The organism is Caulobacter sp. GW821-FHT10E02, assembly GCF_059415225.1.
Map to the genome: position 1 here is coordinate 2,049,092 of NZ_JBWKMV010000001.1, position 26,870 is coordinate 2,075,961.

Below are 26,870 nucleotides of genomic sequence, written 5' to 3' on the forward strand. Positions count from 1 at the left end.
CATCGCGTTGGTCGCGACCTTCGCGATTGAGAGGAACCGCCCGAGGCCTTCCGCTAACGGTAACAAAAACTTCTTATTCGGCGACCGATCGACGGCTCAGCACCACGGTGTCGCCAGACTGATCCAGCTTGGCGTCGAACACGCGCGCGATGGCCCGGCTGAAACCTACTGGGTCATTGGCCGCGAACAGTCCCGTAACCGGCTCGCGGGCCAGGACGGGGTCATCGACCTGGATGCGGGTGCCGCTGTAACGGGCGAACACCGCCGCCGCCTGGCTGAGGGTCTCGCCCTCGAAGGCCAGCTTGCCCTCGCGCCAGGCCAGCTCGCGCGTGACGGTCTCGGGCGCGATGGCCTGCGGGCGTTCGGCGGCGGGATGGTCTGACAGCACCAGCCGTGTGTTGCTGGCCAGCCGGAGCGCGTGGGCCGAGACCAGAGACGGCCCGACCTCGACCAGACCCTGATTGACCAGCACGTCGACGGGCGTCTGTTCCAGCTTGCGGACGCGGAAATTGGCCTGGGCCGTGCTCAGTTGCCGCCCGTCGACCTCGACGATGAACGGCCGCTGATCGTCACGCGCCACCGAGAAATAGGCCTCGCCCTTGAGCAGGGTGACGACGCGCCTCCCCTTCTCGTAGCGGATGCGGATCTTGGTCTCGGTGTTCAGCAGGACGGTGGAGCCGTCCTTAAGCGGGGCCAGGCGGATTTCGCCGCGCTCGGTGCTGATCACCGTGCCGGCGGCGGCAGGCAAGCCCACGGCCAGGGCCGCCAGGGATGCTGCAACGGCCGCGCCGCCGCCCCAGGTCAGGGCCTGCCGACGCGAGAACCGCGCGACCTTCGGCGCGGCGAAGTCGGCAGGATCGAAGTCGTCGCCCAGCGCCTGGGCGGACTCGCTCATCATCGACAGCGCCTGGGCGCGCAACATCGCGCCCTTGCGGCGCGGATCACCCTTCAGCCAGACTTGGAAAGCGTCTTCTTCCCCCGCGGACAACGGTCCACGATCCAGCCGCGCCGTCCAGTCGGACGCCGCCTGATCAATGTCTCGACTGGATTCGCGCTGTGCCATCTACCGGGGGGATCTCCGCATTCAAGGTCTTAGAGGTTTGGGGCCGCCTGTTTCCGCTACGACCAAACCAATCAATCAAGAATAGGACGCCCCGGGATATGTGAGTCTCGACCGTATTCTCTGTAATCCGCATCTGCGCGGCGATCTCGCGCTGAGGCAAGCCTTTGACCCGCCTGAGCACGAAAGCCTCTCGGGTCTTGGCCGGCATCGCCGCGATCGCCTGGGCTAGTTGCCGAAGTTCGTCGCGATCGATGGCCAGCCGCTCGGGCGTGGCGGCCTCGTCGGCATGCTCCAGGCGCTCCAGGTCCTCGACCGTCTGGATCGAGACGATGCGCGCCCGGCGCACGTGGCGGACCACGATCGAGCGGGCCACTTGGAACAGATATGCGCGCGGATGGCGAATGCCCTCGACGCTCTCCAGCTCGGCCAGGATGGCGTAGGACTCCTGGATGACGTCGTCGGGATCGACCCCGACCGGCGCGATCCGCGTCAGCCAGCCCCGCAGCGCGGATTCGTGCGGAAGGATGTTCCGCAGGAACCACCGCGTTCTTTCCCTGTCGGCGCTGCTCATCGTCCACCCGCTGACTGGATTCGTCTCACCGAGAGGCTCCGCCTAGAGAGCATTTGTGACAGCCAGACCTCAGCGCGCGGCCAGGTTGTCCGCGAGCTTGCGAAGCTCGTCAGCCGTGACTGGGACGAAAGGCTTGGCGGCGTCGCCGGTCCAGCGATTGAGCGTCAGGTCGGCGGTCTGGCCGTCCGGGGTCTTGGCGTTGACGGCCAGGTAGAACCGCCCCTGCCCCACCGGCTGGAAGCCCACATCGGCCTTCTGGTACCAGCCGCGCACGCCGGTGGCGGGGTCCTTCAGGCCGTCTTCGGCCAGGGGGATCAAGGCGCCCTGCTCGCCCACGCCGATCAGCTCGCCGGTCTTCGGCTTGGCGTAGGCGTCGAAGGCGTAGAGGCCGTAGTTCGGCCAGTTGGGCTTCTGGCCAAGATAGACGCCCATGAACCAGCGCTTGGACGCATCGTCATAGGCTAGGTTCTGGACGCCGTAGCGGGTGTTGCCGGTGCGGACGAAGACCTTGGCGTTCACGGCCGCCGGGCCGTTGTGATGCGGCGCGGCCTCGGTCAGCGGGCTGGCGTAGCGGCCCCAGTCGGCGATGTCGTACTGCAGCAGCACCTGCTGGTCGTTGTCGGTCCGCGTGGTGTTGCCATAGATCCCGTAGGCGACGGTCAGGTAGCGCTTGCCGTCCGTGTGGCCGAACGCCGGGCCGAACGAGACACCGTCGATGCCCGAGGCGTCGTAGCGGTGATCGGGCGAGGCCACGACATCGCCCTTGAACTTGCCGTCGTCGCCCTCGAACACACCGTCGCCGTTCAGGTCGGCGCTGTAGTCCTTGACCACTTCGGGCAGATAGACGGTGCGGAAGAGCTCGCTCTTGGACGCCTCGACGCCGACGCGGTCCAGCCGCGAGACGTCGATCACGGCAATGTAGAAGGCCTTGTCTTCCTTGTACTCCAGCGAGCCGTAGACCTTGCCGTCGGCGGCGTTGAAGTCGAGGTCGCCGAGATGCCCCGTCCAGCCGACCAGAGAGCCGATCAGCTTGCCGCTGAAGTCGTATTTCGCCAGCAGGGTCGTGAACGAGTAGTAGATGAAGCCGCCCTTCACATCGACGGCGACGCCCTGCACGTGGCCGGCCTTCCAAGTCCCGCCGTTTTGGGTCAGCGGCAGCTTGGCGAGGCCGCCCTCCGCGAGGGCCGGACCACCGACGCACAGCGCCAGCATCGAGGCGGCCAGGGCCAGGCGATGACGAACGGACATGGCAATGACCCCGACCTCAGTGTTGGCGGGCGGACCTAGGGCGTCTTGGCGACAGCTTGATGACGGTCAGACGGCTTCGCGGATGGAGAAGCTCTGCTCGATCAGGGTCGCCCGGCCGAAGATGGTCATGAAGGCGATGTCGGCCGCGTCGCGCCCTGTCGCCACCCGCACCAGACCGTCGATCGGCGCCCGGCCAGTGGCGTCGACCAGCCGCCAGCGGCCGCCCAGATAGACCTCGGCGATGGCGTGCAGGTCCGGCGGCTCCAGCTTCCAGGCATAGGCGCTGACCGCCCGCGCCGGAATATCGGCGGCGCGGCACATGCCGATGATCAGGTGGGTGAAGTCGCGGCAGACGCCGGCCCGGTCGACCAGGGTGTCGATCGCCGTGGTACCCGAATTGCTGACCCCGCCGAGATAGTCGATGTGTTCGCCGATCCAGTCCAGCATCGCCTGGACCTTGGCCCCGCCCTTGAGTTCGCCGAACTCGCGCTCGACGAACGGCTCCAGGCGGTCGGACGGGCTGTAGCGGCTGGCGCGCAGGAACGGCAGCACCTCGCTGGGCAGGTCGCGGATGGCCATGGCCGGCGCGTCGGTCAGGTCGTGGTCGCGTCGCATGATCTCGACCTGGGCGCGGTAGAGGGCGTTGACCGTTCCCGAGGCGGTGAACACCGTGCGTCGCTCGAAGGTCACCGGATCGTCGACCCGTACGGCGTCGACATTGGGCCAGAAGGTCAGGGCCTCAAGCCCCACCACCTGGTCGGGCCCATGGGCGGCCTCGACCAGCAGCAGCACCTCGCACGGGGTCGCGAAGTCGTAGGTCAGCGAGGCTTCGACGTCGAAACGCATGGGAATCCTGAGGATGGGCGCGGGCGGGCGCCGCCTATCAATCCGCAGGACGGCTTTGGGTTTCAGGTCTAGCGGGCAAACGGGAAAGGCGACAGCGACTTGCTGGTTTCCTCGACCAGCAAGGTGCGGTTGATCGGCGCCGCCGCGCGTTGCGGACAGGCCGGACGCTCGCAGATTCGGCACGATGGACCGATCTCCGTGGTGATCGGCGCGGCCATGTCCAGGCCTCGGGCATGGACCAGCTTGGACGCGTATTTCAGTTCGCAGCCCAGGCCGACGACCAGCTCGTCCTCAAGGCCGGCTTGCAAACCAGACGTCCGCCGCACCGTCCGCGACAGGGTGAAATAGCGCTCGCTGTCGGGCGTCTCGATCACCTGGGTGACGATGCGACCCGGGGTCTTGAAGCTGTCGTGGACGTTCCAGCGCGGACAGGCCCCGCCGAAGCGCGAGAACGGGAACGGCCCGGCCGCGAAGCGCTTGGAGATGTTCCCCGCCGCGTCCAGCCGCATCATGAAGAACGGCACGCCACGCGAGCCCTGGCGGCCCAGGGTGGTCAGGCGCTGGGCGGCCTGTTCATAGCTGATGCCGAAGCGAGGGCGCACCCGCTCGATGTCGTAGCCGCTGGCCTCCATGGCCGCCAGGAACGGCTCGTAGGGCATCATGATCGCGGCGGCCAGATAGCTGTCGAGGAACACCTTCAGCAGTTGGCGCGTGGCGCGGTCGGGGGCCTTGAAGCGGTCGGTCAGGTCCGACAGCACCTCCCCGCCCTCCATCAGCCCCAGTTGGTAGCACATGCCGAACGTGCGACTGGCGTGGGCCAGGGTCTCCGACAGCATCAGGCGCTTGCGGTGATGATCGTAGCGGCGCAGCGAGCCGGTCATCACCTCGACGGGCATGATCCGGGTCTGGATGCCGAACTTGCTCTGCAGGCGCTCGCGGACGGCCGGGGCCAGGTCCTGCGGATCGGCCTTCAGCTGGGCGACGATCTTCTCGGCCAGGGTCTCCAGCTCGGCGAAGTGGTTGCGCTGGGCGCCGACCAGGTCGCGGACCCAGTCGGTGGGCGAGGACTGCTCCGAAGCCGGCCCCGTCCCGTCCGGCCGCTCGAAGGCGCCCAGGTCGATCATCCGTCCGCGATCCAAATAGGCGCGATAGAGCCGCGCCATGGCCTCGGCCAGGCCCGGCGACAGCTCGGCGACCTCGGCCGCCTCGTGGCGCGAGACGCCCAGGTCGGCGAACATCTTGTCGGCCAGCACCTCCTCCAGCCCTGCTCCACCGCCGGGATCGTCGGCCGACAGGCTGCGTAGGTCCAGGTCATAGGCGTCGGCCAGCCGCAGCAGAATCTGCGCGGTCACCGGCCGCTGGTTGCGTTCCAAGAGATTCAGGTAGCTGGCCGAGACACCCAACTCCTCGGCCATCCGCGCCTGGGTTACGCCCAGGTCGCGCCGCAGCCGCTTCAGCCGCCCTCCGAGGAACAGCTTCTTGTCATTCTGCTTCTTGTCGAGCGTCGCCATTTGGTCAACTTGTCATGACTTTACAGAAATTACAAAGTCGATCTTTGACAAATTGCCTTCAATAGGTTCGACCCATCCCGCAGCGCAGCGTTAGCTCACCAGGACGAGTTTTCCTTGGCCCGCAAGGCTTCACCGCCGGGGCCCCGTACTGGGATCGAACGACCATGACGCAGCGCAAGACCTATGCCGACCACCGCGACGCCCTGCTGGCGCGCTATCCCGACGGCGTCGCACCGGGCGGGGTCGACATCGACGACATCATCCAGCTGAAGCTGCAGAACACCTTCCCGACCCACCTGGATATCGCCCGCGCCATGGCCCCGGTCATGCGCGCCGACATGGCCGCTTACGACGCCGACAGCTCCAAGTTCACCCAGTCGCTGGGCTGCTGGTCTGGCTTCCACGCCCAGCAGATGATCAAGTCGGTCAAGCGCCTGCGCGGCACGACCAAGGGCGCCTATGTCTACCTGTCGGGCTGGATGGTCGCCGGTCTTCGCAACCGCTTCGGCCACCTGCCGGACCAGTCGATGCACGAGAAGACCTCGGTCGTCGACCTGATCCAGGAGATCTACGTCTCGCTGCGCCAGGCCGATGAAGTCGGCATCAACGACCTGTTCAAGACCCTGAGCGCCGCCCGCAAGGCCGGCGACCAGGTCGCCGAACAGGCCGCGATCAAGGCGATCGACAACTTCGAGACCCACGTCGTGCCGATCATCGCCGACATCGATGCGGGCTTCGGCAACGAGCACGCGACCTATCTGCTGGCCAAGGAGATGATCAAGGCCGGCGCCTGCTGCCTGCAGATCGAGAACCAGGTTTCGGACGCCAAGCAGTGCGGCCACCAGGACGGCAAGGTCACCGTGCCGCGCGAGGACTTCATCGAGAAGCTGCGCGCCTGCCGCCTGGCCTTCGAGGAACTGGGCGTCGACGAGGGCGTCATCGTCGCCCGCACCGACAGCCTGGGCGCGGGCCTTACCCAGAAGATCCCGGTCAGCACCGGCGAAGGCGACCTGGCCGCCGACTACATCAAGTGGCTGAAGACCGAGGCCATCACGCCGGAAAACCCGCTGAAGGACGGCGAGCTGGCGATCATGAAGGACGGCGCCTTCCACAAGCCCGTGCGCATGCCCAACGGCCTGTTCGCCTTCCAGGACGGCACCGGCCGCCAGCGCGTCATCGAGGACTGCATCGCCAACCTGACGCAAGGCGGCGCCGACCTCCTCTGGATCGAGACCGACACCCCGAACGTCGACGAGATCGCCTCGATGGTGGCCGAGGTCCGCAAGGTCGTGCCGAACGCCAAGCTGACCTACAACAACTCGCCGTCGTTCAACTGGACGCTCAATCTGCGCAAGCAGGTCCGCGACCAGTGGATCGCCGAGGGCAAGATCCACAAGGACAGCTATCCGGAAGGCAACGTCCTGATGTCGGCCGAGTACGACAACAGCGACCTGGGCCGCGAGGCCGACGAGCGCCTGGCCCGCTTCCAGGTCGACATCGCCGCCCGCGCCGGGGTGTTCCACAACCTGATCACCCTGCCGACCTTCCACCTCACCGCCAAGAGCGTCGACGAGCTGTCGCGCGGCTACTTCGGCGAGGAGCGGATGCAGGCCTACGTCAACACGGTGCAGCGGGAGGAGATCCGCCGCGGCGTCTCGGCCGTGAAGCACCAGCATGAGGTCGGCTCGGACCTGGGCGACACCTTCAAGGAGATGGTCGCCGGCGAGCGCGCCCTGAAGGCCGGCGGTCACGCCAACACCATGAACCAATTCGCGGCCGAATAGAGGAGAGACCAGCCATGAATGCCTTCGCTCCCGCCACCATGCCGGACACCAACGCCGAACAGCGCGCCATCGATCGCGTCGCCGAGGCCTCCCACCGCCTGAACGAGGCCGTGCGCCGCGCCATCGAGGCCGGCTACTCGGTCGAACTGGTGCGCGCCTCGCGTCACCATGACGGAACGGGTAACTGGGGCGACCAGATCGTCCCCACCGTCCGTCCCAACGGCGCCGAAAAGAGCGCTTAGACTAACAATAACCGACCAGAGTCCTGAAGACGGCTCCCCGGGTTTCCCGGGGAGCCGATCCCACCACACCGGAAAGCTTCCCATGCCGCTCGACATCGCCGCCAACATCCAGGTCACCGGTCCGGTCGAAGGCCGCGCGGCTGAAGTACTCACCCCGGAAGCGCTGAACTTCGTCGCCGACCTGCACCGCCGCTTCGACGCTCGCCGTCGCGAACTGCTGGCCGCCCGCGACGCGCGGCAGGCCAGGTTCAACGCCGGCGAATTGCCCGACTTTCTGGCCGAGACCTCGCACGTCCGCGCCGCCGACTGGAGCGTCGCCCCCGTCCCCGCCGACCTGCTGGACCGCCGCGTCGAGATCACCGGCCCCGTCGACCGCAAGATGATCATCAACGCCCTCAACTGCGGGGCCAAGGTGTTCATGGCCGACTTCGAGGACGCCACCGCCCCGACCTGGGCCAATGTCGTCGAGGGCCAGGTCAATCTGAAGGACCGCTGGTCCGGCCAGTTGACCCACGTCGACGCCAAGTCCGGCAAGGCCTACGCCATGGGCCCGACCCCGGCGGTGCTGAAGATCCGCCCGCGCGGCTGGCACTTGATGGAGCGCCATCTGGAGGTCGACGGCCAGGCCGTGGCCGGGGCGCTGTTCGACTTCGGCCTCTACGCCTTCCACAACGCCAAGGCGACGCTGGAGCAAGGCTCGGGCCCCTACTTCTACCTGCCCAAGTTGGAGAGCCACCTCGAGGCCCGCCTCTGGAACGACGTCTTCGTCCGCGTCCAGGAGGCCCTCGGCCTGCCCGTCGGCACGATCAAGGCCACGGTGCTGATCGAGACCATCCCGGCCGCCTTCGAGATGGACGAGATCCTGTTCGAGCTGAAGGACCACATCGTCGGCCTCAACTGCGGTCGCTGGGACTACATCTTCTCGTTCATCAAGCGCCTGGGCCGCACGCCCGCCTTCCTGACCCCGGACCGCTCGGCCATGGTCATGGGCAAGGCGTTCCTGGGCGCCTATTCGCTGAAGCTGATCCAGACCTGCCACCGTCGCGGCGCCTTCGCCATGGGCGGCATGGCGGCCCAGATCCCGGTGAAGGGCGACGATGCCGCCAACCAGGCCGCCTTCGCCAAGGTCAAGGCCGACAAGGAGCGCGAGGCCGGGGCCGGCCACGACGGCACCTGGGTCGCCCACCCCGACTTGGTCCCGGTGGCCATGGAGGTCTTCGACCGCCTGATGCCGGCCGCCAACCAGCGCGACAAGTTGCTGACCGACCTCGACATCACCGCCGCCCAGATGCTGGAGCTGCATGAGGGCGTGCGCACCGAGGCCGGGGTTCGCGAGAACATCCGCGTCGGCGTCCGCTACACCCAGGCCTGGCTGGAAGGCCGGGGCGCCGTGCCGCTCTACAACCTGATGGAGGACGCGGCGACCGCCGAGATCTGCCGCACGCAGCTGTGGCAGTGGATCCGCCTCTCCGCCGCGCTCGACGACGGCCGCGAGCTGACCTCGGAGCTGTTCGTCAGCCTGTTCACCCAGGAGATGGCCGACCTGCGCCGCGACTTCGGCTCGCCCCGCCTGGAAGCCGCCGCCGAACTCTTCACCCGCATGGTGCTCTCCGACAGCCTGGAAGAGTTCCTGACCCTGCCGGCCTACGAACTGATCTAGTTCGCAGCGGGCTTGGCCAGCTTGCCGCTGACGATCTTCTGGAAGGTCGTCAGCGGGCACAGGCTCGCGCAGCCCGGGATCGGGAAGTAGCTGTAGGCCGGCGGATTGGCGGCCGTCAGCGGTTGCAGCTCGCGCAGCTGGTCCATGGTCTGGGCCGTATAGAAGGCGCGCACGAAGGCCTCGCCCTTGGCGTTGCGGACCAGCTCGAAGCCCATGGCCCCGCCGGGCGGCGGATCGTCCTGCGGATAGTCGGCGGCCGTGAAGTGAGCGTCCAGGAAGCCGCGCAGGGCGGCGATGTTGGTGTCGTGGCCGACCAGCAGGGTCAGCTTGCCCGTCCCCGCCTCGCCGTTCAGCGCCTTGAGGATTTCGGCGGCCACCGGCGCGGCGTAGCGCTGGGCGACATAGGGGTTGCCGACCTCGTAGCGGAACTTGACGGTGTGGAAGCGCAGCAGCGCCTGGATGTCGGCCTTGGAGGCGCGGCCCCAACCGACCTGATCCATCGGCTTACCTTCGACATACTCAAGCAGGACCGTCTGACCGGCCGTCGAGGCCACGCCCAGCGCGCCCTCCAGCGAGGCGTTGTCGTCCTTTGCCGCTTCCAGGTGCGAGGCCCGATCCAGGCGGCGGCCCAGCACACGGTCCAGGATCGCGAACTCCTTGGCCATCGCCTTGGTCTCGGCGGCGATGCCCGGCTTCTGGCGTTGCGAGGCCTTCAGGGCGAGGTCGCCGTTGATGATCGAGGCCGGGTGGAAGACGACGTCGGTCTCCTCGCTGTCCGGACGGGCGACCTTCAGGCCGCACCCGGGCTGCAGGCCTTCGACGAAGGCCTCGGCGGTCTTGATGGCGCGCGGCTTGCTGCTGGCCCAGGCGACGATGTCGCCGCTCGGGGCGCAGCCGTCGCGCGGCAGGATCCCGCGCGCGCCCAGGAAGGTGCGGTAGTACGCGCCCATCAGCCGCGCGCCCTGAGCGCCATGTGGGGTCAGGTCGCCGTAGGGCGTGGTCCAGCTCGACCAAGGCTGAGCGGTCGTGCCGGCCGGCGTGGCCTGGGCCTTCGTCGGCGGACGGACGCTGTGGCGCATGACCATGACCACGCGCTCGAGCTTCAGACCGTCGGTCGCGTCGGCGGCATGCGCCATCGCCGGCATGGCGATCAGCGCCGCCATCAGCATGTTTCGCAGACCCGCCATCGTTCCCTCCGCGTGCGTCGTTTCCGTGGGCCTTAGGCCGGATCGGCGACGCAAGCATGACAGCCAAAAGAAAAGCCCGGCGAATGGCCGGGCTTGAGAAGTAGGGAGGAAACGCCCCAGGAAGGGCAGAGGCCTCGGGCCTCACGGGTGTTCATCTATGCCTGGAAGAACGCCGTTCAAGGGCGCTCCCGAAAAAACTTCGGTTTCGAACGCGCTTGGCTTGCCGGGGCCGTGTGGTAAAGCGCCAGTCCATGTCTGATCCCGCCGATCCCGCCGACACCCCGCCCGCTCCGAAGCCGCGCAAGCCTCGCAAGCCGCGCGCCCAGGCGGCGATGACCTCGGCGGCTGTCCTGCCCGAGACCCCGGCCGAGCCCGCCGCGCCCAAGCCGCCGCGTCCGCGCAAGCCGCGCGCGCCGAAGCCGCCGGTCGAGGTTGTCGCCGAGACGCCGGAGATCGTCGAAGAGGTCCCGGTCCCAGAGCCCGAGGCCCTGCCTGAGGAAGCCCCCGCGCCCGAAGCCAAGGTGGTGCTGCCAGAAGCCGTCGAGGCCATCCCCGAAGCCGCCCTCTCGCCCGCCGAGCCGGTCCCGACCAAGAAGCCGCCGATCTGGAAGCGCCCCGCCTGGCTGATCGGCGCGGCCGCCGCCGTCGTGCTGGCCGTCGTGCTTGTCGCGTCACTGTTCTGGTCGCTGCCGCTGAGCCGAGCTCTCGAGCCGCTGAACAACTCGGCCATCGTGCTGGTCGCCGAGGACGGCTCGCCGATCGCCCGTCGCGGTTCCTACAAGGAAGCCCCGATCGATGTCGCCAAGCTGCCGAAGTACGTGCCCGGCGCCTTCATCGCCATCGAGGACCGCCGCTTCTACAGCCACATGGGCGTCGACCCGAAGGCCATCATGCGCGCCCTGGGCAAGAACGCTCAGGCCGGCGGCGTGTCGGAAGGCGGCTCGACCATCACCCAGCAGCTGGCCAAGAACGCCTTCCTGAGCAGCGACCGCAACCTGCGTCGCAAGGCGCAGGAAGCGATGATCGCGGTCTATCTGGAAGCCCGTCTCTCCAAGGACGAGATCCTCTCGCGCTACCTGTCGTCGGTCTATTTCGGCGACGGGGCCTTTGGCCTGCGCGCCGCGGCCCGGCACTATTTCGGCAAGCAGCCCGAGCAGCTGTCGATCGGTGAGGCCGCCATGCTGGCCGGCCTGGTGAAGGCCCCTTCCCGCCTGGCCCCGACCAACAACATTGAAGGCGCCCGCGAGCGGATGCGGGTGGTGCTGGGCGCCATGGTCGAGACCAAGACCATCACCCAAGCCCAGGCCGACGCGGTCGGCGAGGTCTCGGCGGTCGAGAACCCGGACAAGCTGCCGACCGGCTCCTACTTCGCCGACTGGGCCCTGCCCCAAGCCCGCGCCTCGATCGGCGCCCGCTACGGCGAGACGGTCGTCAAGACGACGCTCGATCCCGAGATGCAGGAGAAGGCCGAGAAGATCCTCAACGACTACATCGCCCGCGACGGCAAGGTCCTGAACATCACCCAGGGCGCCCTGGTGGCCATGCGCAAGGACGGCCGCGTCGTCGCCATGGTCGGCGGTCGCGACTACAAGACCAGCCAGTTCAACCGCGCCGACGGCGAACGCCAGCCGGGCTCATCGTTCAAGCTGTTCGTCTATCTGGCCGCCCTGCAGTCGGGCATGACCACGACCTCGCCGATCCTAGACACCCCGGTGCAGGTCAGCGGCTACACGCCCAAGAACCACGAGGGCAAATACCGCGACCGCGAGATCCCGCTGATCAGCGCCTTCGCCGCCTCGTCGAACGTCGCGGCCGTGCGCCTGGCCCATGACCTGGGCCCGGCCAAGGTGATCAAGGTCGCCCGCCAGCTGGGCGTCACCGAGGACATCCCCAACGACCTGACCATGGCCCTGGGCACCGGCGGCATGAGCCTGACGCGGCTGACGGCGGCCTACGCCTCGATCGCGGCCGGCGAATATCCGATCACGCCGCATGCCCTGGACAGCTTCAAGGCCCCCAAGACCACCGCCTATGATCCCAAGGTGCTAACCGGCATGCGCGACCTGCTGCGCTCGGCCACCCATCGCGGCACCGGCCTGGAAGCGGCCATCGACGGCGCGTTCGGCAAGACCGGCACCACCCAGGACTATCACGACGCCCTGTTCGTCGGTTACGTCGACGACCTGGTCGTGGGCGTGTGGGTGGGCAACGACGACAACAGCTCGATGAACGGCGTGGTCGGCGGCGGCGAGCCCGCCAAGATCTGGAAGGCCTTCATGTTGTCGGCCTTGGGCCGCAGCGCCGGGCCGGCCATCATCGAGGACCCGCTGGACGACCTGGGCCTGCCGCTGGAAGGCGAGATCGGCCCCGACGGCCTGCCGGTCGCGCCGCTGACGGTGCCGACCGATCCGGCCCAGCCGGCGCCGCCCGCCCCGCCGCCTCCGGTCGCGCCCCCGCCGCCCGAACCGCGCGCCTAGGGGTCGTTCAGACACCGTTCAGGTGGCCAAGGCCTAGCTCCCCGAAGGCACAGCTTTGGGGAGCTTCGCAATGCGCCATCTACCGGGACGAGCCCTGTTGGTCGGAGCGCTTCTTGTCGCCGCCGCCACGGTGATCGCCAGCTGCGAGACCATGAGCCCTAAGGAGTGCCTGAGCGCCGACTGGCGATCGATCGGCTATGGCGATGGCGCCAGCGGCTATCTGATGAGCCGCATCGACCTACATGCGAAGGCCTGCGCCAAATCCGGCGTGACGCCCGAGCCCATCAGCTACGCCCAGGGCCGCGACGAAGGCCTGCTGCGCTACTGCACCGAGGCCAGCGGCTTCTCGCACGGTCGCGACGGCGCCCAGTACTACAACGTCTGCCCCGCCCCGACCGAGGCTGAGTTCATGGGCGGCTATGTCGACGGCAAGCGGGTCTATGAGGCCGAGCATCGGCTCAAGCTGGCGAAGATGGACCTCGACCTGGCCGACAACCGGGCGGACAAGCGCGCGCGGCAGGCCGACGGCGTCGAGGAGGAGCTGCGCAATCCCAAGCTCACCGACGAACAGACCCGCGAACTGCGCGACCGCCTGAACCGTCTGCGCCGCGAACGGCGCGAGGCCATCGAGGACGGCCGCCGGGCCGACGCGGCCATCCGCGACGCCGAACGCGAGGTCGATGACCTCAAGCAGCGCTTCGGCTCGCACTACGGCTGGTGGTGACGCCTCCGGCCCGGCACGGTCGAGGCCCAGACGACTACCGCCACGGACAGCAGGACGCCGCTGAACAGCGCGCCGACCGCCAGGATGCCGGCCGGCGTGACGCGCACCTCGGCGCGGGCGTGCAGCGGGCCGGCTTGGAACTCGGCGACGGCGGTTTGTAGGTCGGGGGTCTGGACTTCGGACATCGGCGCCTCCGCAGCGGTCTGCCGTCAGATATCGCGTGGAAGCGTCCATGACGCCAGATAGGCGCGGCCGAGACGCACCAGCTCGTCCTCGAACTCTCGGCTTTCCAAGAAGTCGACGCCCTCCAGCACCGCCGCGCGCATTGCACCGTGGATCGCCCGCGACAGCACGAAAGCCTGGACGCGGGTGAGCGGACGGCCTTGGGCGTCGGTGAGCCCCACCTCGGCCGCCGCGAACTTCGCCGCCAGTTCGGCGTGGTCGGCCTTGGCCAACAGCGCCGACATCGCGATCCGCCGTGCTTGGCTCCGTCCGGCGAAGCCCCGGATGAAAGCGCGGATCATCGCTCGGTCGCGGGCCACGCCCTGGCCGCCCTCCAGCGCCGCCATCACCCGGTCGCGGTGGGCCTCGGTCTCGCGCAGGGCCAGGGCCCGCAGGATGGCCTGCTTGTCGGGGAAGTAGCGGTAGAGCGTGCCGATGCTGACCCCTGCCCGCTCGGCCACGGCATTGGTGTTGAAGCCGGCCTCACCGGTGGCCTCCAGAACCTGAGCCGCCGCCTCCAGGACGACGTCGACCGATGCCTGGGCGCGGCTTTGGCGCGGCGTTTCCCGCATGTTTTCAACGAGGCTCATAGCGGCCCTCCGTCCCCTGGAAAGTCGAGTAACAGAGGCCGCGCCGCTCCCCTAGCCTTCCGTAGGATCACATGGAGGGACGGACATGACCTGGGCGACCGAACGCCTCGACGCGCTGAAGGCCGGGACCGCGACCCCGCCGCCGATCGTCGAGACCCTGAAGCTGGGCCTGATCGACGATTGGGGCGAAGGCTGGGTGCGGAAATCCTGGCGTCCGTCGCCGGAGCTGGCCACGGCCGACGGCTCGCTGTTCGGCGGCTATCTGGCGGCGCTGGCCGACCAGGTGCTGGCCTTCGCGGCCATGACCGTGGTGCCGGGTGATCAGCTGTATCGGACGGTGAACCTGCAGCTGAACTTCCTGAAGGTCGCCCGCGACGGGCCGCTGGCGATCGAGGCTCGGGTGGTGGCCAAGACCCGCCAGTTGATCACTGTCCGCGCCGAATTCCGCCGCGAGGACGGCGCGCTGATCGCCGACGCCACCGCCCAGCAGATCGTGCTGGCGTTCGAAAATTGGCCGGCCGAGCGGGAGGCGGTGAATGGGCTGGGTTAGTCCCCGACGAGCTTCCCCGCCGGCGGCACCCGCACGATGAAGTGGCCCTTCACGCCTTCCGGCCACTGGCGGTACGGCACCACGCCCTCTTCGCTGGCGGCATAGGCCACAGCGTAGTCGACGATCGCTTGAGCGGCCTCGGGCGTCGGTTCGAACCGGCCCAGGACGTAGCCGATCTTGCCCGGCGCCCGCAGGTGGATCGAGCAGTGCTGGGTGCAGTTGAATAGGCACGGCATCTCCTGGATCGCCACACCCGAACCGGCCGCCGCCTCGCGCAAAGCAGCCGCCAGCAGCGCGCCGCCGCGCACGCCCTCAGGCGTCTCGCGCTCCTCGGCCGAGAAGCGGCAGGTGTTGCAGACCACGACGGCGGTCCCGTCGTCGGCGTCGCGGAGAATAGCCATGCCTCGCCCCTAGAGGCTCAGGCTCATTTCGGCAAGGACAGCCGGTAGACCAGCACCAGGTTGTCGTTGTCGCCTGTCCCGGTGTCGCCGTGCAGCGAGGCGTCGAAGTCCTGGCCGTTGACGTGGCCCTTGGCCGTGGCGAAGTCGTTGTCCGAGCCGACCAGCAGGAAGACGTCGCCGGTCTTGTCGAAGGCCGAGCCGATGGCCATGGCCTCGATCTTCTCCGGCAGGCTGGTCTGGGTCGAAGGCGCGACCGACAGGTTGATCCCGGACTTGGCGAGCTGGACCGGGTTCAGGATGTTGATCAGCTCGGCCTGGGCGGCCGGCTTGATGTCGGGGTTCAGAACGCCGTCCTTGGCGACGGGCTTGGCCTCAAGCTCGTAGGGCGTGCCGGCCAGGTTCGTCGCGCCGGCCAGATCGACCAGCAGGATGCTCTTGTAGACCGGCGCGTTGGCCGTGCCCTTGCCACGGCCGTTGCCGTCGCGGGCAAGGACCAGGATGCGGTCCTCGCTGAGCGCCACGGCTTCCGACTGGGCGGCGGTGACGTCGGCGGGCTGGCCGTCACCGTTCTCGCGCACGGTCGGCAGTTGCAGCACGTAGTGGCCGACCGGGGCCTTGGGCAGCTTGGTCTTGCTGATGTCGTAGACCAGCACGCGGGTGTTGTTGCGGGTCGCGGCGTTGGACGTCGAGTCCTGCATGGTCGCGCTCTGCAGCACGGCGATAAGGCGCTTGCCGTCGGGGCTGATGCTCAGGGCCTCCAGGCCCTGGTTGTTGCGGCGGCCTGTCGCCGGCGCCTTCTCGGCCCCGAAGTCCAGCTTGCCGGCCTTCATCGGCAACAGCGCCGGCACAGTCTGGATCGCGCCGACCAGCTTGGCGGACTTGTCGAACAGGTAGATGCCCGCCGCATATTCGTCCGAGACGTAGAAGCTCCCGTCCGGCAGATAGGCGATCGCCTCGCTGTCCAAGCTGAGCTTGCCGCCCCCCTCCCCGCCGACGGCCGGCGACGGATAGCGGACGCCGCCGCGCTCGACGACGTTCGAACCCGGATCCATGCCGGTGAAGGGCTGGCCGGTCTGGTCCTTCAGCAGGAAGCCGCCGGTCGGGGTGATGGTCAGGCCCTTCCCCGGAACGAGTTTGATCGCGTGCTCGTGGACGCGGTTGGCGTAGTCGGTCGTGCTCTTGAACGGGCCGACATTGTTCGGGCCGCGATCCGGCAGGGTGCGCAGCGTGCCGGTGTAAGAGCCGTCGGCCGCCTTTTTCCAGTTCGACAGCGCCATGCTGGAGAACGAGCCCAGGCTCTCGCCGTTGAAGTCGCGCGTCGCGGCCGGCAGCCAGCCGACGGCCACCAGGCCGTGATTGACATAGGTCTTGCCGCCGAACTGGACGGTCACGTCGCCCGGCGCCTTGTCCCAGTGCGCGCTCGTATAGGTCTGCGATTGGGCCGAGGCGCCGGCCGCGAAGGCCAGGGCGGCGAAGCCCACAATGGTTCCGACAAGACGACGGCGCGACATCGAGAGCTCCTTGAAAGGATGCTGAGTGTTTTCTGAGCTTGGCGCGCTCTTAGGGAGCGTCTGCATAGGTTTTGTGACAGCGAGCGTCGTGCGATCGCAGCAAAACTGTCATCTACATGTGGAATAGACGCGGCGCTCAACAACAATCGGCGCCGTAGACGGGAATCCGCGGGGCGCTCGATATCCAGGGGGATATCCTAATGCTGCTCCGATCCGCCAGCTTGGTGGCCATCGCCGCCTGCCTGATGCTTTCCAGCCAGGCCTACGCCGCCGATGAGGCTCCCGCCGCCAAAGCCGACGCGCCCGCCGACAACACCGAACTCGACGCCGTCGTCATCGTTGGCAGCGGCCAGACCCGCTCGGTCTCGACCCTGACCCCGGCCAGCCTGGAAGTCCTGCCGCCCGGCACCAGCGTCCAGAAGGCGCTGAACTTCCTGCCGGGCGTGAACGCCCAGTCGATCGACGCCCTGGGCGTCAACGAGCAGTCGCTGTCGCTGCAGGTCCGCGGCTTCAACACCACCCACCTGGGCTACAGCCTGGACGGCATGCCGCTGGGTGACGGCGCCTACAACAACTACAACGGCCTGACCATCAGCCGCGCCCTGATCTCGGAGAACCTGGGCCGCGCCGATCTGGCCACCGGCATCGCCGGCCTGTCGATCCCGTCGACCAGCAATCTGGGCGGCGCGCTGATCTACACGTCCGCCGAGCCGAAGAAGGAACAGGGCTTCTCGATCAACGGCACCGTCGGCAGCGAGGACACCGCCCGCACCTTCATGCGCTTCGACACCGGCGAGCATGACGGCTTCTCGGCCTACATCTCGGGCCAGTACAGCCAGCAAGACCTGTTCGTGAACCAGCCGGCCTACAACAAGTCGACCGGCAAGCAGATCAACGCCAAGGCGCAATACAAGTTCGACCGCGGCGTGCTGACCGCCTTCGCCGACTTCTCGCGCACCAACCAGGCCGACGACACCTACCTGTCCAAGGACATGGTCACCCGTCTGGGCTGGGACTGGGCCGGCTATGCGCCGAACTGGGCCGACTATGTGAGCCGCGCCTACTGCTCGGTGACCGCCCCGACCGCGCCGACCAAGTGCGTGACCGCGCCGTCGCCGCAGAAGAACGCCGACGTGACCTTCACGAACGGCCAGATCCTGCGCAACGATAACCTCTGGTACGTGTCGGGCGACTACAACCTCACCTCGGCGATCACGGCCCACGCCCAGATCTACCAGCACACCGACAAGGGCGCGGGCAACAACTTCATCACCGGCTGGTCGACGCAAGGCACGACGGACGTCTCTGACGACCTGCCCGTCCAGATCCGCGACACCCGCTACACCATCGACCGCAAGGGCGTGGTCGCCAGCCTGGCCTGGCAGTTCGGCTTCAACCACCTGCAGGCCGGCCTCTGGCTGGAAGACAACACCAGCAGCGCCGCGCGCTACATCTGGACCAACGTCACCGGCCCGTTCAGCCTGGCGCGGTACCTGGAAGGCGTGCCGGACACCGCCCAGTGGGTGCAGCAGACCGACTGGACCACCCGCCAGTTCTATGTCCAGGACACGGTCACCCTGCTGAACGACGCCCTGAGCATCGATTTCGGCTTCAAGAGCACCTACTCGAAGTCGGCCGCCCAGGCCCTGCGCGGCATCGCCAAGGCCCCGGTCACGGCCTCGAGCCAGTTCGCCAGCGGCACGCTGTACGCCAAGGACAACTTCCTGCCGGAAGCCGGCGTGCGCTGGCGCATCGCCGAAGGCCACGAGGTCTTCGCCAGCTACGCCGAGAACATGGCCATGTTCCAGGGCGGCTTCAAGCTGGGTCCGCAGTCGGTCTCGCAGGCCGTCTGGGACGCCCAGGGCAAGTACCTGGAGCCGGAAACCTCCAAAAGCTTCGACGCCGGCTACCGCTACATCAGCGGCCCGCTGCAGGTGTCGCTCGCGGCCTATGACGTGAAGTTCCAGAACCGCCTGCTGCAGTACAACCCCTGCCCGACCAACCAGCAGCAGAACCCCGGCTGCGGCAACTCCTTCCACAACGCCGGCGGCGTCACCAGCAAGGGCGCCGAGATCGGCGTGCTGTGGAAGGCCACGTCGTTCCTGAGCTGGTACAACTCGGCCTCGTACAGCAAGTCGACCTACGACGAAGACCTGAACTGGTGCACGACCACCTGCGTGATCAAGCAGACCAAGGGCAAGCAGCAGGTCGATACGCCCAAGACCATGCTGGCCAGCGTGCTGACGCTGAAGCAGGGCGGCTTCTCGGCCTCGCTGCAAGGCAAGTACACCGGCCGCCGCTACTACACCTACACCAACGACCAGGGCTTCGGCGGCTACACCACCTTCGACCTGGGCCTCAGCTACAAGTTCGCTCCGACCAGCTTCATGAAGGGCGCCAAGGCCTCGCTGAACGTCACCAACCTGACCAACGAGCGCCACGCGGCCAACTTCGACAGCAGCGTGTTCGCCCCGGATGACGCCGCCGGCAGCATCCTGGTGTTCCACTCGTCGGCCCCGCGCCAAGTGTTCGGCACGATCGGCTTCGAGTTCTAAGCCCTACGTCCAAGGGTAGACGTGACGAGGCTCTCCTCCGGAAACGGAGGGGAGCCTTTTCATTTGGCGGCAGGTTCCATCAGCGCGCGGGCCACGCCGTTGGTCCAGCCGAAGCCGTCCTGGGTGGGATACTCCCCGCCCCCGCCGGCCTTGGCCTCCTCGACGTCGTACTTCTCCAGCATCTTGCCGCTGGCCTTGTATTCACGCTCGACCGTGGCCAGCCAGCGCTTGGAGATCTCGCCGGCCAGGGCGTCCTCGCCATAGCGGCGCAGCCCCGAGACGGCGACCCACTGCAAAGGCGCCCAGCCGTTAGGGGTGTCCCACTGCTGGCCGGTGCGGATGGTGGTGGTGCGCAGGCCGCCGGGGGCCAGGAGTTCGTCCCAGGTCTTCTGGGCGACGATGTGGGCGCGCGCCTCCTCGGCCGCGCCGACGAACAGCGGATAGAAGGTCGCCGCGCTGAGCCGGTCCAGCCGCTGGCCGGTCTTCCACTGGTAGTCGAGATAGGCGCCCTTGGCCGAGTCCCAGAGGTAGAAGTCGATCGCCTGGGCGCGGGCCTGGGCGCGGCGGTCGAACTCGGTGACGCAGTCGGCGTCGGCCAGCTTGGCGCAGCCCGCCCCGATCGCCTTCTCCAGGCCGTACATCAGGCTGTTGAGGTCCACCGGCGCGATCGAGGTCGTCTGGATCGTCGCCAGGGTCTTGCCGTCGGCCATCCAGCGCGAGGAATAGTCCCAGCCGCTCTCAGCCCCGGCGCGCAGATCGCGGAACACCTCGGCGGGCGGACGGCCGCTCTTGGACGCGGTCTCCAGATCCTCGCGGTAGGACTCGTCGCGCGGCGTCTCGCGGTCGTCCCAATAGCGGTTCAGCACCCCGCCGTCGGCCATGGCCACCACGCGGCGGTGGGCCTCGCCCGGCTTCAGGTCGGCCTCGCCCTCCATCCAGAAGGCGTGCTCGCGACGCATCAGGTCGACGCGGGCCTTGATGGTCTTGGGATCCGTGGCCCCCGACAGCCCGACCATGGCGAAGAAGAACGGCGGCTGCGAGCGGCTCAGATAATAGGTCCGCGCGCCGTTGGGGATATGGCCATAAGTCGTGATCAGGCCGCCGAAATCGTCGATCATGTTCTCGACGAGGTCGTCACGCTTGTCGGCCTTCAGGCCCAGCATCGTGAAGTAGCTGTCCCAGTAGTAGATTTCGCGGAAGCGCCCGCCGGGCACGACGAACGGCTCGTCCATGGCCAGGGCCGAGCCGCCCGCCACGGGCTTGACCGGCGGCCGGGTTAGGTGCGGCCAGAGCGCGGCGATGTGGGCCTTGATCGGCGGCCGGGCGGCGCTGGGCTTGGGCGCCTTGCCGGCCTGCGGGACCACGAAATTGGCGGCGACGAAGCGCTTGAGTTCGGCGTCGCTGAACCGAGCCCGGGCGCGATAGTCGGCCATGATCTTCGCCGGCGCGCGCTTGGGGACCGCATCGACGAAGGTCTTGCCGTCCGGGAAGATCCGGCGCGTCTGAACCTGGTGGAAGAGCTCCTGGTAAGTGTCCGCCGGCGTTGGGACTTTCGCCGCCTCCTGCGCCTGGACGGCCGTGGACAGGGCAAGCGCGGCAAGCGACGCGGCGAACAGGCGGACCATACGGGGAGCCTCTCGGAACAGAAAAACGCGGACCGGCGAGCCGGCCCGCGCACGAAGTCTAGGGGATAAGTTCGTGGATCAGAAGTTGTAGCCGACGGACAACCGCACCGACCGACCCAGGATCGGACGGGCGTTGGCGCCGCTGGTCGAGCGCGGATCGCCCTCGGTCAGGCCATGGCTGTCGGTCAGATTGTCGGCGGCCACCTGGACGCTGAAGTCGCCGACGTTGAAGATCGCGCCCAGGTCGACCTTAGTGTAGCCCTTGAGCTTCTGGGTGTTGGCGTTGTCGCCCCAGCGGTCGTCCACCGCGCTAACCGTGCCGTAGAGCGTGGTCGCCACTTCGCCGATCCGGACGTCGTAGCTGGGCGTGAAGCGGATCTGCCAATCCGGTTGGCGCTGGGCGCTGTTGCCCTTGTTGGCCACGATCGAGGACTTCTTGATCTCGGTCTTCTGCAAGGTGCCGTTCAGGGCCAGCGACAGGCCGAAGTCCGAGCGCCACCGGCCGTCCAGCTCCAGGCCGTGGGCCTTGTTGGCGTTGGTCTCCAGCACCCCGCCGACATCGGCGAACTTGGCCCCGTCGAAGGTGTTGGCGAAGCCCGTGGCGTAGAGCTCGAACGGGCCCGAGCGCAGCTTGTAGCCCAGCTCGTACTGCTTGACGCTCAGCGTGTCGGTCAGGTTCTCACGGAAGTTGTCGAAGCTGGGGAACTTGTAGCCCTTGGAGTAGCGGGCGAAGACGCCCGAGGTCTCCGACAGGTCGTAGTTCAGACCGACCGTGTACGAGGTCTTGGACTGGCTGTAGTCGACCGTGCGGATGGCCAGGCCGTCCGGATAGCCGTTGCCGTCGTCGACCACATAGTCGGTCGAGAACTTCTCGCGGCGCACGCCGACGTCCAGGCGCAGGGGCTCCATGATCTGCCAGCTGTCGGCCAGATAGAACGCGTTGACCTTGCCGTCGCCGTTGGAGTTGAGGCCATAGGCCCAGCAACCCGTGCCGCTGCCGGCGGTGGCCAGATTGGCGCAGCTGATGTTGGCGGCCAGATAGTCGCCATTGGCCTTCACCTGCATCGGCTTGAAGTTGCCGATGGTCCAGAAGTCGTCCGACGAGAAGCTGGAGGCGTAGTAGCCGGCCGACACCGCGTGGGCGCCGAACGTCTTGGCGATGCTGAAGTCGTTGGTCAGGGCCTGGATCTGCTTTCCGACGATCCACGCGCCCCAGGCCTGGACGTAGTCGCCTGCCCCCAGGGTCGTTCCGCCGCGCGTGCGGACCGGACCGCCGATCACGGTCGCCACCGAGGCGGCCGTCACCGCCCCGCCGTCCGGCACCAGGCCATAGGTGTTGGCGTCGCCCTTGGTGAAGCTGAAGCGGTCGCGCACCGTCCAGCCATCGCCGAACTCGTGCTCGAAGCTGCCACCGGCCACATAGCCCTTCCAGCCGCGGCCATCGGCCAGGTCGAAGCTGCGGGCCGCGCCGTTGGCGTGGACCTGCAGGGTCTGCTGGCGCGAGAGCTCGCCCAGCTGGGTGTACTCGCCCTTGTCGATGCCGGGCACATTGACCGCGAACGGCAGGTACCAGGCGCCGTGGTCATCGGTGAAGCGGGCATAGAAATTGACCTTCCCGCGCTCCAGCTTCTTGGTCAGGTTGACCGTGAACTGCTGGCCCTTTTCGTTGTCGAACTGGGTGTCGCGCACGCCCGGCGAGCGGGTCACGTAGCCGCCGGCCATGAAATAGAGATCGTCGCCCAGCTTGCCGCTCATCACCCCGTCGATGCGGCGCAGGCCGTAGTCGGAGGTGGTGGCCTTGACGAGACCCTTGGTCTCCTCGCCGCCTTCCTTGAGCATGAAGTTGGTGGTCAGGCCCGGCTGGCCGTTCGAGAAGATCGGGTTGGGACCACCGCGCAGGGCTTCCATCCGCGAGATCGTCTCGTCGACGCGGAAGATCGACGAGTTCTCCAGGAACGACAGGGTCGAGGGCGGATAGATCGGCGCGCCCTGCAGCTGGATGGTCAGGAACTCGGCGTCGCCAGTGGCGGGGAAGCCGCGCACGAAGACGTTGGCGCCGGCCACGCCGCCCGAGGTCTCGACCCAGACGCCGGGCACCATGGACAGCAGCTCGGCGCTGCTCTTGGGCGAGGCCTTGAGGATGTCCTGGGCGCTGACCGTGGTGACCGCGAAGCTGGCCGACAGCTTGTCGATGCCGGCGCCGCCGGGCGTACCGACGACGATCACTTCCTCGACCTGGGCGGGCTCTTCCGGACGGCTTTGTTCTACGGCGGTGGCCGGCGCGGCGGCCTGGCCGGCGGCGCTGGCCGAGACCAGCAGCGGCCGCTCGCGGATGGCGTAGACGCCGCTGGCGGTGGACTGGGCCACCAGGTTCGAGCCCGACAGCAGGCGGGTCAGGCCCTCGTCGGCGCTGAACGCCCCCTTCAGCTTAGGAGCCCGCTTTCCGCGGGTAAGATTCTCGTCGAAGGCCAGCTGCTTGCCCGAGGCCCGGCCGAAGGCGCGCAGGGCGCCGGCCAGGTCCTGGGCCGGAATGTCATAGGCTTGTTCGGCGCGTGCTTGCGCCTGCACCGCGACGGGCGCGGCCAGGGCCATCAGCACGGCCGCCGAAGCGCCCAGCAGCCAGCGTTGCTCGAAAGACTTGCTCATTCGTCCCTCCCTCGCGCCGTTGTTTTTGTCTCGGCGCTTTCGGTCAGTTAGACGCCTCACTCCACGGAGGACTCACCGCCGGTCGTGAAGTTTTTTGGCTGGCGCTGGAACGAGCGCAGCACGGTCTCGCCGCCCTGGCCGTTCACCGCGCGCACGGGCAGCACCGCCGTCACGCCATCGATAAAGGCGCGGGTGTCGCCCGAGGTGAAGACGCCGCTGATGCGCAGGTTGGCCACGGTCGGATCGCCGATGCGCAGCTTCTCGCGGGCGTAGCGATTGACCCGCTCGACGGCCAAGGCCATCGGCTCGTCCTGGAAGACCAGCTGGCCGCTCTCCCACGAGGCGGCGCGATTGGGATCGGCGGGCGTGACCGAAGCGGCCTCGGAATTGACCTGGGCGACCAGCTCGTGGTCGGGCGTCAGCGACTTCTCGGTCGGCGCGCCATTGACGCGCAGCAGCGGCGGCGGACGGTTCCTGGCGCCCTCCCCGTCCAGCACGGCGACGTGGCCTTCGTACAGCACCACCCGCATCTGGTCGGCGACGCGCTCGACGCTGAAGGTGGTGCCGGTGGCGACCACCAGCTTGCCGCCGGCCGCGACCGAGAATGGCCGCAGCGGGTCCTTGGCCACCGCGAACTTGGCGCGGCCCTGCTCCAGCCACAGCCGGCGGCGGTCGCCGTCGTAGCGGACCTTCAGCACGGTGGCCGCATCCAGCGACACACGCGAGCCGTCAGCCAGCTCGACGATCCGCCGCTCGCCTTCGGTGGTGCGATAGACGTCCGGCAGGCTCGATTGCCAAGCGTAGGCCCCGCCCAGAGCGACGGCGGCGACCACGGCGGCCGCGGCGCTCCAGATCAGGGCGCGCGGACCAGGCTTGCGCGCCCACTGTCGGCGCTGGGCGCGGCGCAGGTCGTTCAAGGCCTCGCCGCGCAGAGCGATCATGCCGGGATGCGCGGCCTGCTCGTCCACCGCTCGCCAGGCGGCGACAGCGTCGTCCAGCAGCTCGCGATGCTCGGGATCGGCGGCGAACCAGGCGTCCAGCGCCAGCTGTTCGGCCGGCGTCAGCTCACCTTCGGAAAGGCGCACGCACCATTCGGCAGCCTGATCGAGGGCGAGGTCCATCTTGTCGTCGTCCATGGGAATGCTCATTCGCCCGCCCTCAGCTTGCGCGTCAGGTGGCCCATGGCCTTGAGGATGTGTTTCTGAACGCCACTGGTGGTCATGCCGTAGAGGGAGGCCAACTCGGCCTGCTTCATCCCCTCCAGGCGGTAGAGAAGAAAGATCGCCCGCGTGCGCTCCGGCAGTTCGCGCAGAGCGCGGGAGACGGCGCCCAGGTCCTCGCGGCCCTGCAGGATGCGAGCGGGATCCAGTGGCTCCTGGTCGAACACCTCGCCGGCCACGGCGGCGCGGTAGCTGGCCCGCACCCGCTCGCGCCGCTGGCGGTCGCGCAGCAGGTTGGCGGCCATCTGGAAGATGTAGGCGTCGGCGTTCTCCATGGCCGGGTCCTCGACCCGCGCCAGCTTGGCGAACAGCTCCTGGGTCATGTCCTCGGCGTCGCTGTGGGTGGCGGCGCGGCGCATGAAGAAGGCCATCAGCGCTGGCCTGTAGCGCCGATCCAACCCTCGAAGATCGTGTGGCGCGACCTGCCGCACGGCAAACCCCTGAATGACTGCACTCGACAGTCATGACGCACATGTCGCCCGAACGCACACCGGCCCCGCGAAGATTTTTCGCGGGGCCGGCATGAACGGAAGAGCCTAGACGCTCATCCGGATGATGATCCCGATGCCCAGGGCGGCGAAGGCCACGGCGACGGGGATGGTCAGGATCTGGGCCAGGGCCTCGCGGCCGGTGACGTGGCCGGTCCAGGTGGCGAGACCTCGTTCCAGGAAGTCGGCGAAGTCCGGACGCGGCTGGCCCGCCTTCGGCTCGACCTTCAGGAACACCCACGGCACGCCCAGGTACATGGCCAGATAGACCGCGCAGACGCCCAGATTGAACAGGACATCGCCCTGCCCAAAGAAGGCCCAGCCGAACGCGACGATGATCGCGGCATAGCTGGCGACGATCAGTCCGCCGACGGTCTTGGGCAGGTCGGCGACGGCCGCCTCGCCCATGCGGGGCGCGATGACGGGCGGGCCTTCGTACGGCTCGATGTCGGTGACGAAGACGGTGTAAGGCGCGTGTTCCATGATGTGAGCTCCTTTCCAGCTCTACGCGGCCAGGAGTTCGTCGGCCGGGCCGAAGAACTCATAGTGGATGCGGTCGACCGGCACGCCGGCCAGGATCAGCCCTTGGACGAGGCTCCGCAGGAAGGGCTTGGGCCCGCAGAGGTAGAAGTCGGCGGTGTCGAACGGCGTCTCGGCCTTCAGCCAGTCGATCGAGACGAAGCCCTCGACGTCGTGGCTGTCGCCCAGCACGTCGCCGGCCGCCGGCTCGCTGTAGAAGGTCGAGACCCGCGTGCCGCCGTGGGCGGCGGCCAGGGCCTTGATCTGGTCGCCCAGCGCATGGACGTCGCCGTTCAGCGCGCCGTGGACGAAGTGGGCCTCCAGGTCCGGATGGTCGGCGGCGATGGCTTCCAGCATGGCGACCATCGGCGTCAGGCCGACACCACCGCTCAGCAGCACCACGGGGCGCTCGGCGGGCTTGAGGTGGAAGTCACCGGCCGGCGGGGTGGCCACCAAGACGTCACCGACCTGGATCGCGTCATGCAGGTGGCCCGAGGCCACGCCGTGCGTCTCGCGCTTGACCGAGATGCGATAGGTCTCGCCGTTGGCGGCCTGGCTGATCGAGTAGTTGCGCTTCACGCCCTTCTGGCTCGCGGTGTCGAAGGCGAAGGTCAGGAACTGGCCCGGCTTGTGGGCCACGACCTTGCCGCCGTCCTGCGGACGCAGGACGAACGAGGTGATCACCGCGCTCTCGCGGATCTTCCGCTCGACCACGAAGGCCCGCCAGCCGATCCAGCCGCCTTCCTGGGCCTCGACGCCCTGGCGGATGTCCGTCTCGCGGCCCTGCAGGATAGCGGCCAGGAACCAGTAGGCCTCGCCCCAGGCGTCCAGGATCTCGTCGGTGGCGACGTCGCCGAGGACCTCCTTGATCGCGCCCAGCAGGGCCGAAGCGACGTAAGGGTAGTGCTCGGGCAGGATGTGATAGCCGACGTGCTTCTGGGCCATGCGCTCGACCAAAGCGCCCAAAGCGCCAAGGTTATCGATGTTGCGGGCATAGGCCAGGATGCCGCCCGCCAGCGCCTTCACCTGGGCCCCGGACTCCTGGTTGGCCTGGTTGAACAGGGCGCGGATGTGATCGGTCTCGAACAGCCGCTTGTACATCACCGCGGTGATGGTCGCGCCATGCTCGGTCAGGGCCGGGACCGTGGCCTTGACCAGGGCGATCGTCTTGCCGCTCAGCGGGGTGGTCATCGGAGGAACTCTCGGTTTAAATATGCAGACAAAATGCAT

The 26,870-nt window shown here is 68.0% G+C and carries 23 protein-coding genes; 7 read left to right on the forward strand and 16 right to left on the reverse strand.

Annotated features, from left to right (window positions below; genetic code table 11):
• Positions 1-73: 73 nt before the first annotated feature.
• The 5 genes from AC07NI_RS08975 to AC07NI_RS08995 all read right to left on the reverse strand — a co-directional run bounded on the left by AC07NI_RS08975 (position 74) and on the right by AC07NI_RS08995 (position 5,239).
• Positions 74-1,063 (reverse strand): FecR family protein, encoded by a 990-nt coding sequence (locus AC07NI_RS08975; protein ID WP_494617905.1) that lies wholly within the window; start codon positions 1,061-1,063, stop codon positions 74-76.
• Complete coding sequence (locus AC07NI_RS08980; protein WP_494617906.1) at positions 1,032-1,634, reverse strand: RNA polymerase sigma factor; 603 nt, start codon at positions 1,632-1,634, stop codon at positions 1,032-1,034. The genes AC07NI_RS08975 and AC07NI_RS08980 overlap by 32 nt, the downstream gene beginning before the upstream one ends.
• Positions 1,635-1,703: 69 nt before the next feature.
• Positions 1,704-2,882 carry a hypothetical protein gene (locus tag AC07NI_RS08985; protein ID WP_494617908.1) on the reverse strand — a complete coding sequence of 393 codons (1,179 nt, stop codon included), beginning with the start codon at positions 2,880-2,882 and terminating at the stop codon, positions 1,704-1,706.
• A 66-nt stretch (positions 2,883-2,948) separates the two neighbouring features.
• On the reverse strand, positions 2,949-3,728 hold the full coding sequence (locus tag AC07NI_RS08990; RefSeq protein WP_494617911.1) for a transglutaminase-like domain-containing protein: 780 nt from the start codon (positions 3,726-3,728) through the stop codon (positions 2,949-2,951).
• 68 nt (positions 3,729-3,796) lie between these two features.
• Complete coding sequence (locus tag AC07NI_RS08995) at positions 3,797-5,239, reverse strand: helix-turn-helix domain-containing protein (RefSeq protein ID WP_494617916.1); 1,443 nt, start codon at positions 5,237-5,239, stop codon at positions 3,797-3,799.
• Positions 5,240-5,403: 164 nt separating this feature from the next.
• Between AC07NI_RS08995 and AC07NI_RS09000 the strand changes: the two genes are divergently transcribed.
• From AC07NI_RS09000 to aceB, 3 genes are all read left to right on the forward strand, one after another.
• Positions 5,404-7,023: an isocitrate lyase gene (locus tag AC07NI_RS09000; RefSeq protein WP_494617919.1), complete on the forward strand. Its 1,620-nt coding sequence runs from the start codon at positions 5,404-5,406 to the stop codon at positions 7,021-7,023.
• A gap of 14 nt (positions 7,024-7,037) precedes the next feature.
• Complete coding sequence (locus AC07NI_RS09005) at positions 7,038-7,265, forward strand: hypothetical protein (RefSeq protein WP_494617921.1); 228 nt, start codon at positions 7,038-7,040, stop codon at positions 7,263-7,265.
• 82 nt (positions 7,266-7,347) lie between these two features.
• Complete coding sequence (gene aceB, locus AC07NI_RS09010) at positions 7,348-8,925, forward strand: malate synthase A (RefSeq protein ID WP_494617923.1); 1,578 nt, start codon at positions 7,348-7,350, stop codon at positions 8,923-8,925.
• On the opposite strand, the gene AC07NI_RS09015 is transcribed toward aceB, so the two are convergent.
• Positions 8,922-10,112 carry a histidine-type phosphatase gene (locus AC07NI_RS09015; RefSeq protein ID WP_494617925.1) on the reverse strand — a complete coding sequence of 397 codons (1,191 nt, stop codon included), beginning with the start codon at positions 10,110-10,112 and terminating at the stop codon, positions 8,922-8,924. The two genes, aceB and AC07NI_RS09015, sit on opposite strands and share 4 nt — an antisense overlap.
• Before the next feature lie 251 nt (positions 10,113-10,363).
• Here AC07NI_RS09015 and AC07NI_RS09020 point away from each other — a divergent pair, with 251 nt between their 5' ends.
• Positions 10,364-12,589, forward strand: a complete 2,226-nt coding sequence (locus AC07NI_RS09020) for a transglycosylase domain-containing protein (RefSeq protein ID WP_494617927.1) — start codon at positions 10,364-10,366, stop codon at positions 12,587-12,589.
• Positions 12,590-12,659: 70 nt separating this feature from the next.
• Positions 12,660-13,313 carry a DUF2799 domain-containing protein gene (locus tag AC07NI_RS09025; protein ID WP_494617928.1) on the forward strand — a complete coding sequence of 218 codons (654 nt, stop codon included), beginning with the start codon at positions 12,660-12,662 and terminating at the stop codon, positions 13,311-13,313.
• Here AC07NI_RS09025 and AC07NI_RS09030 read toward each other — a convergent pair.
• Together AC07NI_RS09030 and AC07NI_RS09035 are read right to left on the reverse strand one after the other, a co-directional pair.
• Positions 13,298-13,498, reverse strand: a complete 201-nt coding sequence (locus AC07NI_RS09030) for a hypothetical protein (RefSeq protein WP_494617930.1) — start codon at positions 13,496-13,498, stop codon at positions 13,298-13,300. The genes AC07NI_RS09025 and AC07NI_RS09030 overlap by 16 nt on opposite strands.
• Before the next feature lie 24 nt (positions 13,499-13,522).
• On the reverse strand, positions 13,523-14,125 hold the full coding sequence (locus AC07NI_RS09035) for a TetR/AcrR family transcriptional regulator (protein ID WP_494617932.1): 603 nt from the start codon (positions 14,123-14,125) through the stop codon (positions 13,523-13,525).
• An 85-nt stretch (positions 14,126-14,210) separates the two neighbouring features.
• Here AC07NI_RS09035 and AC07NI_RS09040 point away from each other — a divergent pair, with 85 nt between their 5' ends.
• Positions 14,211-14,675, forward strand: coding sequence for a PaaI family thioesterase (locus AC07NI_RS09040; protein ID WP_494617934.1), 465 nt, complete (start codon positions 14,211-14,213; stop codon positions 14,673-14,675).
• On the opposite strand, the gene AC07NI_RS09045 is transcribed toward AC07NI_RS09040, so the two are convergent.
• Both AC07NI_RS09045 and AC07NI_RS09050 read right to left on the reverse strand, forming a co-directional pair.
• Positions 14,672-15,076: a DUF1636 domain-containing protein gene (locus AC07NI_RS09045; RefSeq protein ID WP_494617936.1), complete on the reverse strand. Its 405-nt coding sequence runs from the start codon at positions 15,074-15,076 to the stop codon at positions 14,672-14,674. The two genes, AC07NI_RS09040 and AC07NI_RS09045, sit on opposite strands and share 4 nt — an antisense overlap.
• A gap of 23 nt (positions 15,077-15,099) precedes the next feature.
• Positions 15,100-16,587 (reverse strand): esterase-like activity of phytase family protein, encoded by a 1,488-nt coding sequence (locus AC07NI_RS09050; RefSeq protein WP_494617938.1) that lies wholly within the window; start codon positions 16,585-16,587, stop codon positions 15,100-15,102.
• Positions 16,588-16,787: 200 nt separating this feature from the next.
• On the opposite strand from AC07NI_RS09050, the gene AC07NI_RS09055 reads away from it, so the two are divergent.
• Positions 16,788-19,142, forward strand: a complete 2,355-nt coding sequence (locus AC07NI_RS09055; RefSeq protein ID WP_494617939.1) for a TonB-dependent receptor — start codon at positions 16,788-16,790, stop codon at positions 19,140-19,142.
• Between the two features lie 59 nt (positions 19,143-19,201).
• Here AC07NI_RS09055 and treF read toward each other — a convergent pair whose 3' ends face one another.
• From treF to hmpA, 6 genes are all read right to left on the reverse strand, one after another.
• Positions 19,202-20,767: an alpha,alpha-trehalase TreF gene (gene treF / locus AC07NI_RS09060; protein ID WP_494617941.1), complete on the reverse strand. Its 1,566-nt coding sequence runs from the start codon at positions 20,765-20,767 to the stop codon at positions 19,202-19,204.
• Between the two features lie 78 nt (positions 20,768-20,845).
• Positions 20,846-23,413 (reverse strand): TonB-dependent receptor, encoded by a 2,568-nt coding sequence (locus tag AC07NI_RS09065; RefSeq protein WP_494617943.1) that lies wholly within the window; start codon positions 23,411-23,413, stop codon positions 20,846-20,848.
• 56 nt (positions 23,414-23,469) lie between these two features.
• On the reverse strand, positions 23,470-24,549 hold the full coding sequence (locus tag AC07NI_RS09070) for a FecR family protein (RefSeq protein ID WP_494617945.1): 1,080 nt from the start codon (positions 24,547-24,549) through the stop codon (positions 23,470-23,472).
• Positions 24,550-24,557: 8 nt separating this feature from the next.
• Complete coding sequence (locus AC07NI_RS09075) at positions 24,558-25,064, reverse strand: RNA polymerase sigma factor (RefSeq protein WP_494617947.1); 507 nt, start codon at positions 25,062-25,064, stop codon at positions 24,558-24,560.
• Between the two features lie 105 nt (positions 25,065-25,169).
• Entirely contained in the window at positions 25,170-25,604 is a 435-nt protein-coding gene (locus AC07NI_RS09080) for a hypothetical protein (protein WP_494617949.1), read from the reverse strand.
• A gap of 21 nt (positions 25,605-25,625) precedes the next feature.
• Positions 25,626-26,831, reverse strand: a complete 1,206-nt coding sequence (hmpA, locus tag AC07NI_RS09085; protein WP_494617951.1) for an NO-inducible flavohemoprotein — start codon at positions 26,829-26,831, stop codon at positions 25,626-25,628.
• Positions 26,832-26,870 lie beyond the last annotated feature (39 nt).